The 16,328-nt window shown below is 53.5% G+C and carries 16 protein-coding genes; 6 read left to right on the plus strand and 10 right to left on the minus strand.

Annotated features, from left to right (window positions below):
* Positions 1-3: 3 nt before the first annotated feature.
* Together ACNA05_RS04235 and ACNA05_RS04240 are read left to right on the plus strand one after the other, a co-directional pair.
* Positions 4-807, plus strand: a complete 804-nt coding sequence (locus ACNA05_RS04235) for a carbon-nitrogen hydrolase family protein (protein WP_415810156.1) — start codon at positions 4-6, stop codon at positions 805-807.
* Between the two features lie 54 nt (positions 808-861).
* Positions 862-1,326 carry a DUF1178 family protein gene (locus tag ACNA05_RS04240; protein WP_415810157.1) on the plus strand — a complete coding sequence of 155 codons (465 nt, stop codon included), beginning with the start codon at positions 862-864 and terminating at the stop codon, positions 1,324-1,326.
* On the opposite strand, the gene ACNA05_RS04245 is transcribed toward ACNA05_RS04240, so the two are convergent.
* Together ACNA05_RS04245 and ubiG are read right to left on the minus strand one after the other, a co-directional pair.
* On the minus strand, positions 1,323-2,045 hold the full coding sequence (locus ACNA05_RS04245; RefSeq protein WP_415810158.1) for a ParB/RepB/Spo0J family partition protein: 723 nt from the start codon (positions 2,043-2,045) through the stop codon (positions 1,323-1,325). The genes ACNA05_RS04240 and ACNA05_RS04245 overlap by 4 nt on opposite strands.
* A 183-nt stretch (positions 2,046-2,228) precedes the next feature.
* On the minus strand, positions 2,229-2,999 hold the full coding sequence (gene ubiG / locus ACNA05_RS04250) for a bifunctional 2-polyprenyl-6-hydroxyphenol methylase/3-demethylubiquinol 3-O-methyltransferase UbiG (RefSeq protein ID WP_415810760.1): 771 nt from the start codon (positions 2,997-2,999) through the stop codon (positions 2,229-2,231).
* Positions 3,000-3,146: 147 nt separating this feature from the next.
* On the opposite strand from ubiG, the gene ACNA05_RS04255 reads away from it, so the two are divergent.
* Entirely contained in the window at positions 3,147-4,598 is a 1,452-nt protein-coding gene (locus ACNA05_RS04255; protein WP_415810159.1) for a serine hydrolase domain-containing protein, read from the plus strand.
* A 26-nt stretch (positions 4,599-4,624) separates the two neighbouring features.
* Here ACNA05_RS04255 and ACNA05_RS04260 read toward each other — a convergent pair whose 3' ends face one another.
* A complete protein-coding gene (locus ACNA05_RS04260) occupies positions 4,625-5,221 on the minus strand; it encodes a M50 family metallopeptidase (RefSeq protein ID WP_415810761.1) in 597 nt (198 codons plus the stop codon).
* Positions 5,222-5,496: 275 nt separating this feature from the next.
* Between ACNA05_RS04260 and ACNA05_RS04265 the strand changes: the two genes are divergently transcribed.
* Positions 5,497-6,783, plus strand: coding sequence for an aspartate kinase (locus ACNA05_RS04265; protein ID WP_415810160.1), 1,287 nt, complete (start codon positions 5,497-5,499; stop codon positions 6,781-6,783).
* On the opposite strand, the gene ACNA05_RS04270 is transcribed toward ACNA05_RS04265, so the two are convergent.
* Positions 6,780-7,265, minus strand: coding sequence for a RidA family protein (locus ACNA05_RS04270; protein WP_415810161.1), 486 nt, complete (start codon positions 7,263-7,265; stop codon positions 6,780-6,782). The two genes, ACNA05_RS04265 and ACNA05_RS04270, sit on opposite strands and share 4 nt — an antisense overlap.
* Before the next feature lie 41 nt (positions 7,266-7,306).
* On the opposite strand from ACNA05_RS04270, the gene ACNA05_RS04275 reads away from it, so the two are divergent.
* Together ACNA05_RS04275 and ACNA05_RS04280 are read left to right on the plus strand one after the other, a co-directional pair.
* Positions 7,307-7,918: a nitroreductase family protein gene (locus ACNA05_RS04275; protein ID WP_415810162.1), complete on the plus strand. Its 612-nt coding sequence runs from the start codon at positions 7,307-7,309 to the stop codon at positions 7,916-7,918.
* 258 nt (positions 7,919-8,176) lie between these two features.
* On the plus strand, positions 8,177-9,283 hold the full coding sequence (locus ACNA05_RS04280) for an MBL fold metallo-hydrolase (RefSeq protein ID WP_415810163.1): 1,107 nt from the start codon (positions 8,177-8,179) through the stop codon (positions 9,281-9,283).
* 4 nt (positions 9,284-9,287) lie between these two features.
* On the opposite strand, the gene ACNA05_RS04285 is transcribed toward ACNA05_RS04280, so the two are convergent.
* The 6 genes from ACNA05_RS04285 to ACNA05_RS04310 form a co-directional block, all read right to left on the minus strand.
* Complete coding sequence (locus ACNA05_RS04285; protein WP_415810164.1) at positions 9,288-9,941, minus strand: hypothetical protein; 654 nt, start codon at positions 9,939-9,941, stop codon at positions 9,288-9,290.
* An 85-nt stretch (positions 9,942-10,026) separates the two neighbouring features.
* The gene (gene ilvA / locus ACNA05_RS04290) at positions 10,027-11,553 is read right to left on the minus strand and encodes a threonine ammonia-lyase, biosynthetic (protein ID WP_415810165.1); all 1,527 of its coding nucleotides are present in this window, start codon (positions 11,551-11,553) and stop codon (positions 10,027-10,029) included.
* Positions 11,546-12,592, minus strand: coding sequence for a 3-isopropylmalate dehydrogenase (gene leuB, locus ACNA05_RS04295; RefSeq protein WP_415810166.1), 1,047 nt, complete (start codon positions 12,590-12,592; stop codon positions 11,546-11,548). The genes ilvA and leuB overlap by 8 nt, the downstream gene beginning before the upstream one ends.
* A complete protein-coding gene (leuD, locus tag ACNA05_RS04300; RefSeq protein WP_415810167.1) occupies positions 12,593-13,168 on the minus strand; it encodes a 3-isopropylmalate dehydratase small subunit in 576 nt (191 codons plus the stop codon).
* Positions 13,168-14,562 (minus strand): 3-isopropylmalate dehydratase large subunit, encoded by a 1,395-nt coding sequence (gene leuC / locus ACNA05_RS04305; RefSeq protein ID WP_415810168.1) that lies wholly within the window; start codon positions 14,560-14,562, stop codon positions 13,168-13,170. The genes leuD and leuC overlap by 1 nt, the downstream gene beginning before the upstream one ends.
* A gap of 195 nt (positions 14,563-14,757) precedes the next feature.
* Positions 14,758-16,308, minus strand: a complete 1,551-nt coding sequence (locus tag ACNA05_RS04310; protein ID WP_415810169.1) for a 2-isopropylmalate synthase — start codon at positions 16,306-16,308, stop codon at positions 14,758-14,760.
* Between the last annotated feature and the right edge of the window lie 20 nt (positions 16,309-16,328).

The raw sequence follows: 16,328 nt of genomic DNA on the forward strand, positions 1-16,328 counted from the left end.
TTTATGAAAGTGGGTCTTGTTCAGCTTTGCTCCGGAATAACGGTTAGCGAAAATATTGCGGAAACGTCACGGCTGATCCGCGCTGCGGCGGCTGATGGGGCGGCGCTCGTTGCGACGCCGGAAATGACCCATTTGGTTCAAAAACATAAAGAAGACTTGCTCTCTAAAATATCCCCACAGGATAAAGAGCCTGCGGTAAGAGCTTTTGCCGATTTAGCCAAAGAGCTGGAAATTGACCTCTTGATTGGGTCTATGGCCCTAAAAGAAGGGGAGAAGATTGCCAATCGCGCTTTCCACTTCACTCCGGACGGGGTCATCAAAGCATGCTACGATAAAATCCATCTTTTTGATGCTCAGGTGTCTGACACAGAGAGCTATCGTGAGTCTTCGACCTACACGGCGGGCGAAGGCCCGGTCATGACAGCAGTCGGGCAGACGAAAATCGGTCTGTCCATCTGCTATGATTTGCGCTTTCCGGCGCTCTATCGCTATTACGCGCAAGAAGGGGCTGAAATTGTTACGATTCCGGCGGCCTTCACGGTGCCGACCGGGCGCGCGCATTGGGATATACTCTTGCGGGCGCGGGCGATCGAATCGGGCAGTTATGTTCTTGCTGCCGCGCAAGGCGGCGCGCATGAGGACGGGCGTCGGACTTGGGGCCGTTCCAAAGTGATCGATCCTTGGGGAGAGATAGTTGCCGAGCTCGACCATGACCGCCCGGGTCACGTGGTAGCCGAAATTGATTTATCCCAGGTGAGTAAAGCGCGAAAACGCATCCCGGCCTGGGCGGATACGCGGCCTTTCTAAGCCCTTCTTCCGATAAACCTTGGAAAGCCGCCCCGGCGAACTTAAATTAGATATATGATCCGTTATGACCTTATATGCAAAAACGAACACGTCTTTGAGGCGTGGTTTTCCAATTCGTCTGATTATGACCGGCAGGAAAAAGACGGCTTACTATGCTGCGCGGTCTGCGCAACGTCCCAGGTGAAAAAAGCGATTATGGCGCCGAATGTGTCGACGTCGCGGAAGAAAGAGCAAAGACGAGAGACGAAGCAGAAGGCTCTGTCCGTCATGAGCGCGGAAGCCAAGAAAGTGGCTGAGGCCGTCAAAGCGGAAATTCGCAAGAACTGTGAAAATGTCGGCGATAAGTTCGCGGACGAAGCACGGGCCATGCATTACGGGGAAAAAGAAAGCCGCGGCATATACGGAAAAGCCTCGCCGCGCGAAGCCTCAGAACTCGCCGAAGAAGGGGTCGGTATTGCGCCTCTTCCCGAGGCTTGCGTGCCGCAAGAGGGCAAGACCAATGATAAAAAGCTACACTAAGCGGCCTCTCTGGGGGAAATGTGAGCGTAGTCCGTGTAGCTGTTTTCAAGGAAATGATTTTGGGAAATCGGCAAGACGAGTATATCCGCCTCCAGTTCTTCTGTCCATTTTTCTTCGACGCGGATGCTATTCTCTCTGATAGTCTCCAAGATGACCCGGGGTTTCGCAAACGGGCCAAGTTCTACTAAGAGTTCTTCTTGCGCCTTAGTGTCCGGCAGAGCCGTAAAGGCAAGAGCTTGATCGAACGAAATTGTCCCAGAGAAGAAAGCTTGGCGCATCTTATCTGACAACCTAGAGAGGCTAATTATTTCAACTATCGAGCGGCGGTCAAGATAAAGGCGGCCTGCAATCTCCTCTATTGCAACACCCTTATCCTTCAGGGTCATGACGGCTTGATACAGCTCACGACCGGACAGCACTGAGGCGGTATGAAAGTCCATCTCTTTCGCTTCTTCTGTCAGAATGTAAGGAATATTTACAAGACTGCGGGGGAGATTTCCCGAAAAGGCCAGACGTTTAATCGCGGCAAAACGCTTTTTACCCTCTATGATGACGAGGCGGTTGTTTGCAGCCGAGACAATGAGAGGCGATATGAGCCCGAATTCCAAAATGGAGCGTTCAAGCGTTTTTACGTCGTTCAAGGTCTGACCGCATAAAATCGGGGCCTGAAGGGATTTAAAAGCGCTAATAGGGGCCGTTTTTATTTTTCTGTGTTCCATAACCTCGTCCTTTCACAGACTTATACACAGGATAATGCTTACCAGAGTCATTCGGTTCCATTAACTATGTGTCAAGATGGTTAACGCGCGTTAACCTATTAGGTTGTTATAATCATTAAGAAAAATGACTTAATTGCGACGTTGAAAGTTTGCGCTTAATTAAGCGAATTAGTTAATAGAACATTAATTAAGAAATTTACCCACAGTCACATAATTTATCCCCAGATCGTCCGTAAATTTCCAATTATTGGAGAGAGGATTTAAGGACATTCCGATGGAGGGCTCCGGCGTCAGCCCGGCGTCTTTGAGATATCGCTGCATTTCACGGGGTTTGACCAGCTTTTCATATTGATGCGTTCCGCGTGGAAGCCAGCGCAAAATATACTCTGCGCCGACAATAGCAAAGGCAAAGGCTTTGAAGCTACGGTTGATCGTCGAGGTAATCATCAGACCGCCGGGCCGCACCATTTTCGCGCAATCGGCGATGAAATCACCGGGGCTGACGACATGTTCTATCACTTCCATATTCAGAACGCCGTCAAAAGGCTTTTCGCCGCTCTCAATAAGCTGCTCGACCGTGCCGTGAATATAATTGACATCTACGCCGACCTGTTCGGCATGGGTCTTGGCCGTTTTCAGGGTCTTCTCCAGCGCGTCCACGCCTGTGACGTCCGCGCCCATCCGCACCATGGGTTCACAAAGAAGTCCGCCGCCGCACCCAATATCGAGAAGACGCAGCCCCTTAAGCGGCTCTGCCGCCTCCGGATCGCGGTGAAAATGATCGCAAAGCGTATCGCGAATAAACCCAAGCCGCGCTCCGTTCATGATATGGAGCGGTTTGAACGGGCCGTTTGGGTCCCACCAATCCGCCGCCATGCGCGAGAAACTGTCCATCTCCATCGGATCAACAGAGACAGAAGAGAGATGTTCGGGAGCTTTTTCGGAATAGGCCATATGGTGGCTACGTTTAAGGCCAAAATAGGTTTGGGGGAAGAGCCGTTCTGACGCAGACGGCTTTCGCAAAATAAAACCCCGGGACCTTCATTTTCGCTCTTTAATTTTGGGTCTCTCGTTATATGAACGACGGAAAGGGGATGTTTTATGAAAATTTGGACTTCATTTACTGCGGCTATCTTGCTCGGCGCCTGCTCTGCGGAGGCGCCGCTGCGGGATTCCAAAGCTTCGGACGCTAAAATATCAGAGGTCGCGGCCAAACCTCTGGCCGAATATGAAGGTCTTTACGAATATGAGAATGACACCACACTGATTATCGTTGCCGGGCCGGAACGCGAATTACTTTACGCCGATATAAACGGAGCGCGCTATCCGCTCAGACCTGAGAGCAAGGATGTTTTCCTGAATACAGGGGACATACCCGTTGAATTTGTACGGGACACAAAGGGTCAGATCATAGGCTATAGGGAAGGCCCCTCCGCCGAAGCGGACCCGAAAATATTCAAATTAATTGACGCAGAGGGAAAACTTCCCGCGACTATCTGGACGGTCCGTCCTGAAGAACAAACTGGCTCTTATCAATATCAGGCCCCGACGGAGGAGGAAAACGGTTTGTCTGTAAGAGCTCTTGAAGAGGGCTCTGAGTTACGGGTCAATCTCTCTGATCTGACGGAGGCTATTTACGCCGGACAATACCCCAATACGCATAGCGTGCTCCTCTATGACAAAGGGGATTTGGTCTTCGAAGAATATTTTTATGAACATCATCAGGACAAGCCCCACCAACTTCGCTCGGCCACAAAAACCTTAAAAGCCCTACTGATCGGCATTGCGATTGATAAAGGCTATATCCCGTCCGCAGAGACGCCCATCCTGACTTATTTTGACGACTATGATTTGGAAAATATGGATCCTCGAAAACAGGCGATTACTGTTGGGGATCTTTTGTCCATGTCCTCCGGTCTCGACTGTAATGACTGGGACGGCGACAGTCCCGGAAATGAAAGTAAAATGATCTATTCCGAGGACTGGGTGAAATTTGGCCTTGATCTGCCGATGCAAAATGAACCGGGAAAGGTCGGATATTACTGCTCCGCCAATTCGGCTATTCTGGGCCGTCTGGTCGAAAAAGCATCCAATCAGCCTTTGCGTGACTTTGCGGATGAAAACTTATTCCAACCGCTCGGCTTTGGGGCATATGAATGGGACTTTCGCCCGGATCGATCCAACATTAACAATTATACGCAAGCCTGGCTCCGCTCTCGTGACTTTTTGAAAATAGGGGTCCTTATCGCTCAGAACGGCGAATGGAAGGGGCAGCAAATTGTTTCTTCAGAGTGGGTTAAGGCTCTTGAGGCAGAACAATCCCGCATTGGCGATACGCCTTATGGCTATCTATTCTGGAAAAGATATGTGAATTTTGACGGCCAGGAAATTCAAACGCCGCAGCTTAGCGGCAATGGCGGACAGAAAGTTGTCTTGCTGAATGAGGGGGAAACAATTCTCGTCCTGACAGCCGGAAATTATAATCAGTCATCAGAGACAAACGACATTCTAATCAATTATATTTTTCCGGCGATAGATCTGAAACGGGAATAGTTAAACTCATAAATAACCGCTTGCGTTCAACTTCTGTCCGGCGGCCCCGGCGAGCGGATGAGGAATTTGAGGTTAACCGCGGCGAATATCAGGGCAAGACAAAGCCACAAAACCATCCAAACATCCGCCGGAAACAGACCGATTTCCATCTCGAATGCCTGCAAGTCAGAGGACGGGCCATGGGCTGTGTCTTGTAGAATGTAAAGAAGGCTGAGTACGCCCATCACAAACAAGCAGTCCCGTCCATAGCGCGTTTTGAACCCGACGAAATACAATAAAGAAGCGAAGAGCCCCAAAATTATAAATGTGAAAATGGAATTGAACCAGACGATACCCGTCACGGCCATTATCGCAATAATCGCTCCCAATGTGGGTTTGATCCATTTGGGTCTAGCGGCGCCAATAAAGACCAGCATATTTCCAAAAAAGACGCTCCCGAGATATCCTCCCAAGATGATTAGACCGGGGGAGCCGCCCCGCGTCACGGTCAATCCGCCGCTATCCGGATTGATCCGTATATACTCGACCGAGCCGCCGCTGATTAAAGCGCCGAAAGCGTGTCCAAATTCATGAAGAAAGGTGACGAATAATCGCACTGGATAGAGAAGACGCCACCCCCACACTCCACCAAAATATAATAGCCCGAAATAAAGGCCACAAATCAAAGCAAGTCGTAAAAGAAGAGCTTTTCGAGATATCAATTTTTAGCCTTTCAACGCTTATTCCCGCTGGTTTCAGTCAGTTTAGCCGTTTTTGTCCCAGTGGATTAGAAAAACTTGCCGGAATCAGCAGAAAACAACCCTCAATGCGGAAGAATATAGCTGATTGGAGTTGAAAAATTAGCGTATCCGCGCCACAAGCTCGCTGATTTATAACAAGGTTTAACGCGAAATATCCAATGGCCCGTATTGTCATGAAATTCGGCGGCACGTCTGTCGCTAATCTGGAACGAATCCGCCATGTTGCCTCTCTCGTCGAGGAAGAGGCTAAGGGCGGAAATGAAGTGGCTGTGGTCGTTTCGGCCATGAGCGGAGAAACCAACCGTTTGGTCGCTCTGGTCGATGAACTGGACGCCGATGCCGGCCCAGACGGGAAGAAATGGGGCGACGCGATTGAGGATGAATATGACTCGATTGTCGCTAGCGGAGAGCAAGTCACCTCCGGGCTTCTGGCGATTGCCTTACGCCGGCGTGGGCTTCGCGCGCGGAGCTGGCTCGGATGGCAAATCCCCCTTAGAACCGACATGGCCCATTCTATGGCGCGGATTGCTGAAATTGAAAGTTCCGCCATTGGCCCGTCTCTGGCGGACGGCAATATTGCTGTGGTCGCAGGATTCCAAGGTGTGAATGAGCAAAGACGAATCTCGACATTAGGGCGCGGCGGGTCCGATACGTCCGCAGTGGCTTTGGCGGTCGCGTTGAAAGCAGATCGATGCGATATTTATACTGATGTGGACGGTATCTATACGACCGACCCCCGAATTGCCAAGGACGCCCGGCGTCTCAACCAAATTGCTTTTGAAGAAATGCTTGAATTGGCCAGTCTCGGCGCGAAAGTTTTACAGACGCGATCTGTCGAATTGGCTATGAATTATAATCTTCCGATCCGTGTGCTGACCAGTATGGCAGCAGATGGTGAAGAGAACCCCGGAACCCTAGTCTGTCATGAGGACGAAACCATGGAAGAACGTGTCGTAAGCGGCGTCGCCTATTCACGCGACGAAGCGCAAATAACTTTGCTGCGCCTGAAAGATCAACCCGGCATGGTGGCCAAGGTCTGTAAGGCAATGGCCGAAGCCAATGTTATCGTGGACATGATTGTTCAGGGTATCTCCAAAAGTGACCGTGCGGCCAACCTGACATATACTGTCGGAAAGCGGGATCTTGAAAAAGCCCTCGCCGCTCTCGAAAAATCGAAGGAGGACATAGGCTTTGAGGGGGTAAAATCGGACTCAGATGTGACGAAGGTTTCTGTTGTCGGCATTGGGATGCGGTCGCATACAGGCGTGGCGCAAACAATGTTTGAAGCTTTAGCGAAGCGCAATATCAACGTGAAAGTTATCGCCACGTCCGAGATCAAGATTTCTGTTCTCATCGACGCCGAATATACAGAGCTCGCTGTCCGGGCCCTGCATAGCGCATTTGAACTGGATCAGGCGGCAAAGCTGAAAGTCAGCGCGCCTTAAACATCTATTTCTATAATCGCGTCGATTTCTACTGCCACATCTAGCGGCAGACTCGGCGCGCTGACGGCGAAACGGGCATGCCGCCCGGCGTCGCCGAAGACTTCCACCATTAGGTCAGAACAACCATTTATGACCTTTGGAATATCGGCTTCAGTGGCATTTGAAGTCGCTTGAACGAAGCCGCCAAGTTTGACAATGCGTTTGACTCGGGAAAGATCGCCTCCGCACGCGGCTTTCATTTGAGCCATGAGGTTTAGGGCTGACAGGCGGGCCGCGTCCTGTCCTTTTTCTATTGTCAGGTCTTCGCCGAGACAGCCGCCAATCAAATTGTCCCCAATTTTCGAAATTTGTCCGGAGATAAAGACGAGATTGCCACTGATAACGAAGGGCACGTAATTGGCCACGGGCGCGGCGGCCTCTGGTAGGCTGAGGCCCAAATCAGCAAGGGCGTCTTCCGGGGATAATTTTTCAGGTGATGTCATTGCAATTGTTCTCCTTGGTCGAACTCCGCTATAGAGGAGCTATGACTGACTCGCAAAAGACTTTCCCCCTTCCGTCCAAAAAACCGGATCTAATTGAATTTCTGAAAACGCGCCGATCTAATCTGGCAAAGGTAATGAGCGAACCGGGGCCAACGGAAACACAAATTGGAGAAATACTGAAAATTGCTGCGCGGGTCCCTGATCACCGAAAATTGGAGCCTTGGCGTTTCGTTGTGTTTCGAGGTGAGGCCCGTGCCCGCTTTGGCCGCCACATCGCCTCTGCCTTTATTCGCGACAATCCTGACATGCCGGAAGACCGGGCGATATTTGAGGGGGAAAGATTCTTACGCGCTCCCGTTGTTATCGCTGTGATTTCTTCTCCGGTAGAATGCCCGCGCGGCACGCCGCAATGGGAGCAAGAGCTTTCGGCCGGAGCCGTTTGTCTGAATATGTGCTTGGCCGCTCAGGCCCACGGATTTGGCGCGCAGTGGCTGACAGAATGGTATGGCTATGACGAAGCGGTCAATAAAGCATTGGGGCTAAACGGAGATGAACGGGTGGCGGGATATATTTATATCGGCACGCCGGAGCTGCCTGCCACGCCGCGAGACCGCCCAAATATGCGCGATAAAGTCACCCATTGGACGGACTGAATTCGGCCTATTTGAGAAGTTCACAGTAAATCACGTTTTTATGACGTGACAATTTTATGCTCCGGCCATATAGAGGAGTCGGTGAAGACCTTCGGGTTTTCAACCTTCGCCTCTGACCACCATTGCGCCCCGTGTGGTCAGAGGCACATTCCCGCCCTCTTCCTAATCGCATGATCATTTCGCTTTTGATTTCATTGAAACATGCAGACTATGCGCAATGTCATGTGGCTTTTGATCCTGTTTAGCGTATGATGGGCTATGACAAGATCTGCTGTGAAACAACCTGCCGACCAATCCATGGTGCCGGATCGCTCGCCTCTTCCCAAGCTTGAGTTTATTACGGATGAGACGCCTCAGCCGGGTGACGTACGCGAAATTGCCGATGGTATTTTCTGGCTTCGATTCGCTCTGCCGATGGCGGGGCTGGATCACATCAACCTCTGGGCTCTGCGCGACGGCGATGGCTGGGTTGTTGTCGATACGGGGATTGGCAATCGTGACAGCAAGGAAATCTGGCGCAAGCATTTCCGTGAGCTGATGGGCGGACGGCCGATCAACCGCGTAATTTGTACGCATCTTCATCCGGATCACACTGGCCTTGCCGGATGGATATGCCGGGAATTTGGCGCGCCGCTCCTGATGACGCGGGGGGAATATTTTCTCTGCCGATTGATGGCGGCGGATACGGGTCAAGCGGCTCCGCCGGAAAGTTTACGGTTTTATAAAAAGGCGGGATTTACGGACGCACAGCTAGAGCTTTACAAGCAGCGTTTTGGCGGTTTCGGAAAGGCGATTTCAGAATTGCCGCAGAGCTATGACCGCTTGGTCGACGGCGAATTGGGCCAGATTGGCGGGCGCGAATGGCGCGTTGTTATCGGTTCCGGTCACTCGCCTGAACACGCCTGCCTGTATTGCCCCGAACTCAATCTCTGCCTGAGCGGCGATCAACTCCTGCCTAATATCAGTTCGAATGTGAGTGTTTGGCCGACCGAGCCCGAAGGCAATCCACTAGAAGATTGGATCTCCTCTTGCCACCGTTTGAAGCTGGAACTGCCACACGACGCGTTAATCGGCCCGGCTCATGGAATCCCGTTCCGAGGCGCACACAAACGCCTGGATAAGCTGATTGAACACCACGAGAAAGCGCTCCAACGCTTACTTGAGTTTTGTGATAAGCCTCGTTTGGCAACAGGGGTTTATTCTGTTCTATTCCGGCGCGAAATTACAGATAGCAACCGAATTATGGCCGTAGGCGAAAGTATAGCGCATTTGAATTGTCTGAAAAACCGAGGGTTGGTGACGCGTCGCCTCAATGATGCCGGACAATTCATCTATATGGCGAAACGCGGCGTTTTGGCGGCGTAAGGCTCTATTGCTCACCCCCGAGAATAGCTGGCTCATTCGGGCAATCTGATTCTCCATTAATCATATCGGCATATCGTCTGGCGGCGCTGAGCTGATCAGATCCTTGTTTCACCAAAGCTTGCGCGCAGCCGCTCTGACCATTGGCTGGCAATGAAGCGACGACTAAAACTCCCTCTCCCGGTTCGTCCGGTTTGGAGCCTTGAAAATTAAGTCTATAAATAATTGCGTGAGGCTCGCCGTCTTTTAGGCGCCATTCGATTTTTTCTCCGGGGGTATTAAAGGGCTGGCGCTCGACAAGAAAATCCGGAGTTTGCCCGGCTGCGAGCGTGAAACGGCCATCCCCGTCGCGCGCAAAAACGCTCATATTTTGGTAGCCATCACATTTATATGTTTTATCGGTACTTTCAGCGTTACTGTCGATAACTTCGCAATTTTCTAGGTTAAGATTGGAATAGGCGCTTTGAAACCCGTTTGTTTCGGGCTCGCTTTCTTCCGGGGTGGATACGGCCTTCTCTGTCTCATCAGTTCCCGGATCGTCCGTCTTCAATTCTTCAATCACCGGCTCATCGCCAACAGGCACCGACTCTGAGGCGTCATTACTGCAGGCTATTAGGAGCAGAGCGAGCGCTAGCCAGACTGCCTGTGTGAACTTGATCATGATTTTCCTCTGAGGTTTGAATGCCGACTAAGTCCTAAACGTTGTCGGAGAGAAAAGGTTCACGTCCATTTCGGCTGGGTCTGATTTAAGCCCTCAAAAAATACTCATAGGCTTTGCTACCGGTTTCCACCGCCATTGGATAGCCGGTTTTGGCGAGGCTTTCTTCGAGGGCGTCAACATCTCCTTTGGGAACCTGAAATCCGCAGAGAACATGACCCGTGGAGTTGCCGTGATTACGGTAATGAAACAGGCTGATATTCCAGCGCGCGTCCAGAGCAATCAAAAAATCTGTCAGCGCGCCGGGGCGTTCGGGAAACTCAAACCGGTAAAGCACTTCGGGAATATCGGCGCTCGCCCGCCCGCCTACCATATGGCGGAGGTGACGTTTAGCGAGACGGTCTCGGGACAAATCGGTGACCGTAATGTCATGGCTCGCCATGTCGGATATCACCTTGGCTCGTTCCTCCAGGTCGCGAGTCTTAATGCCGACCAAGACATGGGCGGTTTCACTCTCGGCGTAACGATAATTAAATTCAGTGACGGGGCGGCGACCCATCGCATTGCAGAAATTCAAAAAGGCTCCGGGCCGTTCGGGAATGGCAGCGGCAAAGAGCATTTCCTCGCCCGCGCCGAGTTCCGCTCGTTCCACCATGTGACCAATTCGGTCAAAATTCACATTCGCACCAGATATGGTGACGACGCAATCGCCGTCCGGAGCTTTCCCTTCGCGGGCATGTTTTATCAATCCGGCAAGTGCAAGCGCTCCGGCAGGTTCGACGACAGTGCGAGTCGCTTCGAACACGTCTTTAACGGCGGCGCAAATTTCGTCATTGGAAACGAGAATAACCTCGTCCACAACTTGCTTTGCGATTTCTAGCGTATTCGTCCCGATGAGCTTCACAGCGACCCCGTCGGCGAAACTATCGACTTTCTCCAGAGGCGTCGGCGTGCCTTCTTTCAAAGAGGTCGTCAGGGTCGGTGCGCCTTCCGGCTCCACCGCAATAATGCGCGTATTCGGGGAGACAGACTTTATCCAAGTGCCCACACCGGACACCAGACCGCCGCCGCCTGTGCAGATATAAACGGCGGCCGGCGTCCGGGGCATTTGTTCCATAATTTCACGGCCCACTGTGCCTTGCCCGGCGATGACATCGGTTTCGTCAAAAGGATGGATGAAGACGGCGCCTGTCTCTTCGGCGTAGTCCAGGGCGGCCTTGCACGCCTCGTCGTAATTATCGCCAACAAGGCGAGTTTCCGCGCCGTGCCTTTCAACGGCCGTGACCTTAATCGCTGGGGTCGTAACAGGCATGAAAATGACGGCAGCCGTATTATAATAAGCCCCGGCTGCGGCTACGCCTTGGGCGTGATTTCCGGCGCTGGCCGCGCAAACGCCGCGGGTGCGCTCCTCATCCGTCAGTCCGGCAATCCGGTTGGTCGCGCCGCGAATCTTAAAGCTGAAAACGTCTTGCATATCTTCACGTTTCAGCCAGATATTGCGCTCCACCTCCAAGCTGAGTTTTGGCGCAAGTTCGCAGGGCGTTCGCTTGGCCAGGGCGTAAACATTAGCCGCTTCGATGCGGGCTTTGAGGTCGTGAAGATTGACTTTAGACATTCCGCGCGATCCAGTCTCCAACATCTGAAGTGTTAAGTTTACCGCCTAAATCGCCTGTTGTTTGCCGGGCCTCCAGTGCGGCCTCTACGGCGCACTCAATGGCGGCGGCTTCTTTGTCCAAACCGAAAGACAGGCGGAGCATCCACGCGGCAGACAATATCATAGCAAGCGGATTGGCTTTGCCTTGGCCGGCTATATCGGGCGCGCTGCCGTGAATAGGTTCATACATGCCGGTTTTGCCGTCCGAGACGGAGGCGGAGGGAATAACCCCCATAGACCCGCAAAGCACAGAGGCTTCATCGGTTAAAATATCGCCAAACATATTCTCGGTCAGGATAACGTCATAGTCCTGAGCGTAAGTCAGCATGTGCATCGTCATGGCATCAACGAGGAGGTGCTCGACTTCGACTTCGGGATAATCTTTGGCGACCTCAATCACGACCTCGCGCCAGAGGCGGGAGGTTTCCAGCACATTGGATTTGTCGACAGAAGTGACTTTCTTTTTGCGCGTCATGGCTAGGTCAAAAGCTTTGACGGCGATGCGGCGGACTTCGGATTCTGAATAGCGACAGACGTCGAACGCGCCACTTTCATCACGGCCTTTATCGCCAAAATAAATCCCGCCGGTAAGTTCGCGCATGACGACAAAATCGGTCCCTTCAAGTCTTTCGCGTTTTAACGGGGCCTTGTCGATCAATGCGGGGAACGGTTTGCAGGGGCGGATATTGGCGTAGAGGTTCAGATTTTTGCGTAAAGGCAAGAGAGACCCTAATTCGGGGCGGTCTGCACCTTTTAAATGATCCCATTTCGGCCCGCCAACCGCGCCGAGTAAAATGGCGCCCGTGCGTTTACAGGAGTCAAATGTCTCGGCGGGCAGGGGCTCGCCTTTGGCATCAATGGCGGCGCCGCCGACCAAATGAAACTCCGCTTCCAGAGAGTGGCCAAACTTTGCGGTCATCGCTTCCAAAACGGTCATGGCCGCGTCGCCCACTTCCGGGCCAATCCCGTCGCCGGGAATATAGGTGAAATTGATATTCATTTAATTCGCCTCATACGCCTTGATCGCGTCTGCTTGCATTTCCAGATATCCCATTTCGTCAACGCCCTGCATCAGGCAGTGCCGCGAAAACTCGTCGATTTCAAAATTATAGGTTCCGCCATTGCGCGGCAGACGAACCTCGCAGCTTTCCAGATCGACGGTGACATCCGCTCCTGGATTGTCGAGCAGCCACTCATGGGCGCGCTTATCAATGACAATCGGCAGAAGTCCGTTCTTGAGCGAATTGCCGCGGAAAATATCGGCGATCTCTGAGCTGATGACCACGCGAAAACCATAATCGGTGAGCGACCAGGGGGCGTGCTCGCGGGATGAGCCGCAGCCAAAATTGTGACCGCCAATCAGAATTTGGCATTGCTTGGCGGCGTCCGTATTAAGAATGTGATCCGTCTCGGAGCCGTCCTCATTATATCGCCAATCATGAAAGGCATGCTCACCGAGCCCATCGCGGGAGGTCACGGTGAGGAAGCGCGCCGGGATAATCTGATCAGTATCGATATTCGCCGCCGGAAGAACAAGGGTTTTGGAGGTAATGGTGGTCAGGGGAACGAAAGTCATTAAGCGGCTCCCTTTAATGTTCGCGCATCCGTTATCACCCCCATCACGGCGGCGGCGGCGGCGGTTTCAGGGGAGGCGAGCACTGTTCTTGCGCCCGGGCCTTGGCGTCCGGCAAAGTTCCGGTTGGAGGTCGAGACGACCAATTCACCCGGCAGGGCTTTGTCGCCGTTCATGGCGATGCACATCGAACATCCCGGCTCCCGCCATTCCGCGCCGGCCGCCGTGAAGATGTCGTGAAGACCTTCGGCCTCCGCTTCGATTTTTATCTGTTCGCTCCCGGGGACGACGATCGTGGTCACGCCGTCAACGACTTTGCGCCCCTTCATGATCCGCGCCGCGGAGCGGAGGTCGTCCATGCGCGAATTAGTGCAAGAACCAATAAAGACGCGGTTGACTTTTGCGCCCGTAATCGGCCCGCCTGCCGTCATCGCCATATAGCCGAGCGCCTTCTCTTCGGCGTCGTCTGTTGCGGCGGGAACCATCCCGTCGATGGGCATGGCCATGCCCGGATGGGTGCCGTAAGTGACCATAGGGCGGATATCTTCGGCGCGAAGGTGGACTTCCTTGTCATAGCTCGCGCCGTCATCCGTGGCGAGGCTCGCCCAGTCCTCGCAAGCGTCTTCAAAATTATCCGGGGCGAATTTGCGGCCCCTTAAATAATTAAATGTGGTGGCGTCCGGCGCAATTAATCCGCACCTCGCGCCGGCCTCGATGGACATGTTACAGACCGTCATGCGACCTTCCATGCTCATCTCTTCAAAGACAGAGCCGCGATATTCGAGCGCGTAACCAGTCCCGCCGCCGACGCCGATTTCCGCGATAATGGCGAGAATGACGTCTTTTGCGCTCACGCCGTCCGAGAGGTCTCCGTCGACATGAATAGCCATGGTTTTGGGTTTGTGCATAAGCAGGCATTGATTGGCAAGGACATGACCAACCTGCGTTGTGCCAATCCCGAAAGCTATGGCCCCGAACGCGCCGTGGGTCGAGGTATGGCTGTCGCCGCAGACAATGGTCATGCCGGGCTGAGTCGCGCCCAGCTCCGGCCCCATGACATGGACGATGCCGCGATAGTCCGAGTCGAAGCCGTGCGTTTCAATGCCGTATTCTTTGGTGTTGGCGAGCAGCCTATCGACCTGTTTCTCGGCCTGCTCGGTGACAAAAGGGCGGGAGCCATCGGCGTTCTTCAGAGTCGGCGTGGAATGATCGACGGTCGCCAGCGTCCGGTCAGGACGGCGAACCTTCAGCCCCCGATCCCGCAAGACAGTAAAAGCCTGCGGGCTCGTCACTTCATGGATGAGATGCAGGTCGATATAGAGCGTGGCCGGATGGGCCGAAGACTCCGGCACGACAATGTGACGATCCCAGATTTTATCGAAGAGGGTTTTAGGCATGGAAAAACTCCGCTGAATCTCCTCCACCGCCGGGGCGGGGGAGGTGGCCTGCGAATGCAGGTCGGAGGGGGTAGGCGAAAGAGGCGTCTTTGGAAACAGGTCTCTGAGCGCGTTGGACAACGCGCGCCCCCTCCGTCCTACCGGACACCTCCCCCGCTCTCGCGGTGGAGGGACTATATCGGAGAACTTCCAACATCAGTGCTGCGCCGCGATCGCTTTTTGGCGATCGGCTCTCCGTTCAATGCGGTTGATGACGTCGAGATAGGCCCGCGCCCCGGCGAGGACGGTGTCCGTGCTCGTCCCGCGGCCATGATAGGCGTTAAATTCCGTGCTCACCTGAACCGAGGCTTCGGCCATGGCGTCTTCGCCTTCCGACACGGATTGAACCGAAAAACTATCAAGGTGCAGCGGTTGTCCGGTGATGTGCGATATCGCGAGGAAGGTGGCATTAACCGGCCCGGCGGCTTCCTGGCTCCACTTTTCTTCGCGCCCGTCATCATGATGGAGCTTCACGGTAGCGACAGGCTGCTTGCCGTTGTCTGACCCGGCGGAGACATAGAGGCTGTCAATGTGCCAAGGCCCGCTTTCGCCCACGGCTTCGCCCAAAATAATGGCTTCGATATCGGCGTCGAACACTTCCTTTTTCTCATCGGCCAGAGCTTTGAACGAGACAAAAACCGTCTGGAGCTGGTTCTCGCCCAGATCAAAGCCGAGCTTTTGCGCGCGGTCTTTCAGAGCGGCGCGGCCCGAATGTTTGCCGAGCACGAGATTATCCGTGCTGACCCCGACATCTTCGGGTTTCATGATTTCATAAGTCTCGCGATTGGCGAGCACGCCATGTTGGTGAATGCCGCTTTCATGAGCAAACGCATTCTTGCCGATAATGGCTTTGTTGCGCGGGACGGGATTGCCCGTAATCGTCGCAAGGAGTTTCGACGCGCCGTAAAGCCCCTGCGTTTTTATCTGTGTGGAAAGACCAAAGAAATCGGCACGCGTGCGAAGCGCCATAGCGACCTCTTCGAGTGCGCAATTGCCCGCCCGTTCGCCAATACCGTTTAGCGCGCATTCTACTTGGCGCGCGCCGCCGCGAACGGCCGCCAGCGAGTTGGCAACGGCGAGGCCGAGGTCGTCATGACAATGGGCGGAGAATATCACGCCGTCGCCGCCTTCGATGTCCGTCACCAGAAATTCGAACAGATCCTGAATTTCTTGGGGCGTGGTATAGCCGACCGTGTCAGGGATATTGATGGTTGTTGCGCCTGCTTTGATGGCGGCTTCAACGACGCGTTTGAGATAATCGCGCTCTGTGCGGATGGCGTCCTCGCAGGAAAATTCGACATCGTCCGTATAGTTTCGGGCAAGCTCCACCCCGGCGACGGCGCGGCGGACAATCTCGTCTTTGGACATTTTGAGTTTGAATTCGCGGTGCAGCGGAGAGGTCGCGATGAACGTATGAATGCGGCCTTGCGCCGCTGGTTTAATTGCTTCGCCGCTGGCGCGAATATCGCCTTCATTACAGCGCGAGAGGGAACAAACCACCGATTCTTTGACTTCGGTCGCTATCGTTTTTACGGCTTCGAAATCGCCCGGTGAGGCGGCGGCGAATCCGGCTTCCATTACATCGACATTCAGCGCTTCCAGCGCTTTTGCCATTTGCAGCTTTTGGCCTGCGCTCATGGAAAAGCCCGGCGCCTGCTCGCCGTCGCGTAAAGTGGTGTCGAATATTTTGACGTGTGTGTCGGTCATGGATTTATCTATTTAATTTA

The sequence above is a fragment of the Litorimonas haliclonae genome (assembly GCF_965138505.1).
GTDB classification, from domain to species: Bacteria; Pseudomonadota; Alphaproteobacteria; order Caulobacterales; family Maricaulaceae; genus Litorimonas; species Litorimonas haliclonae.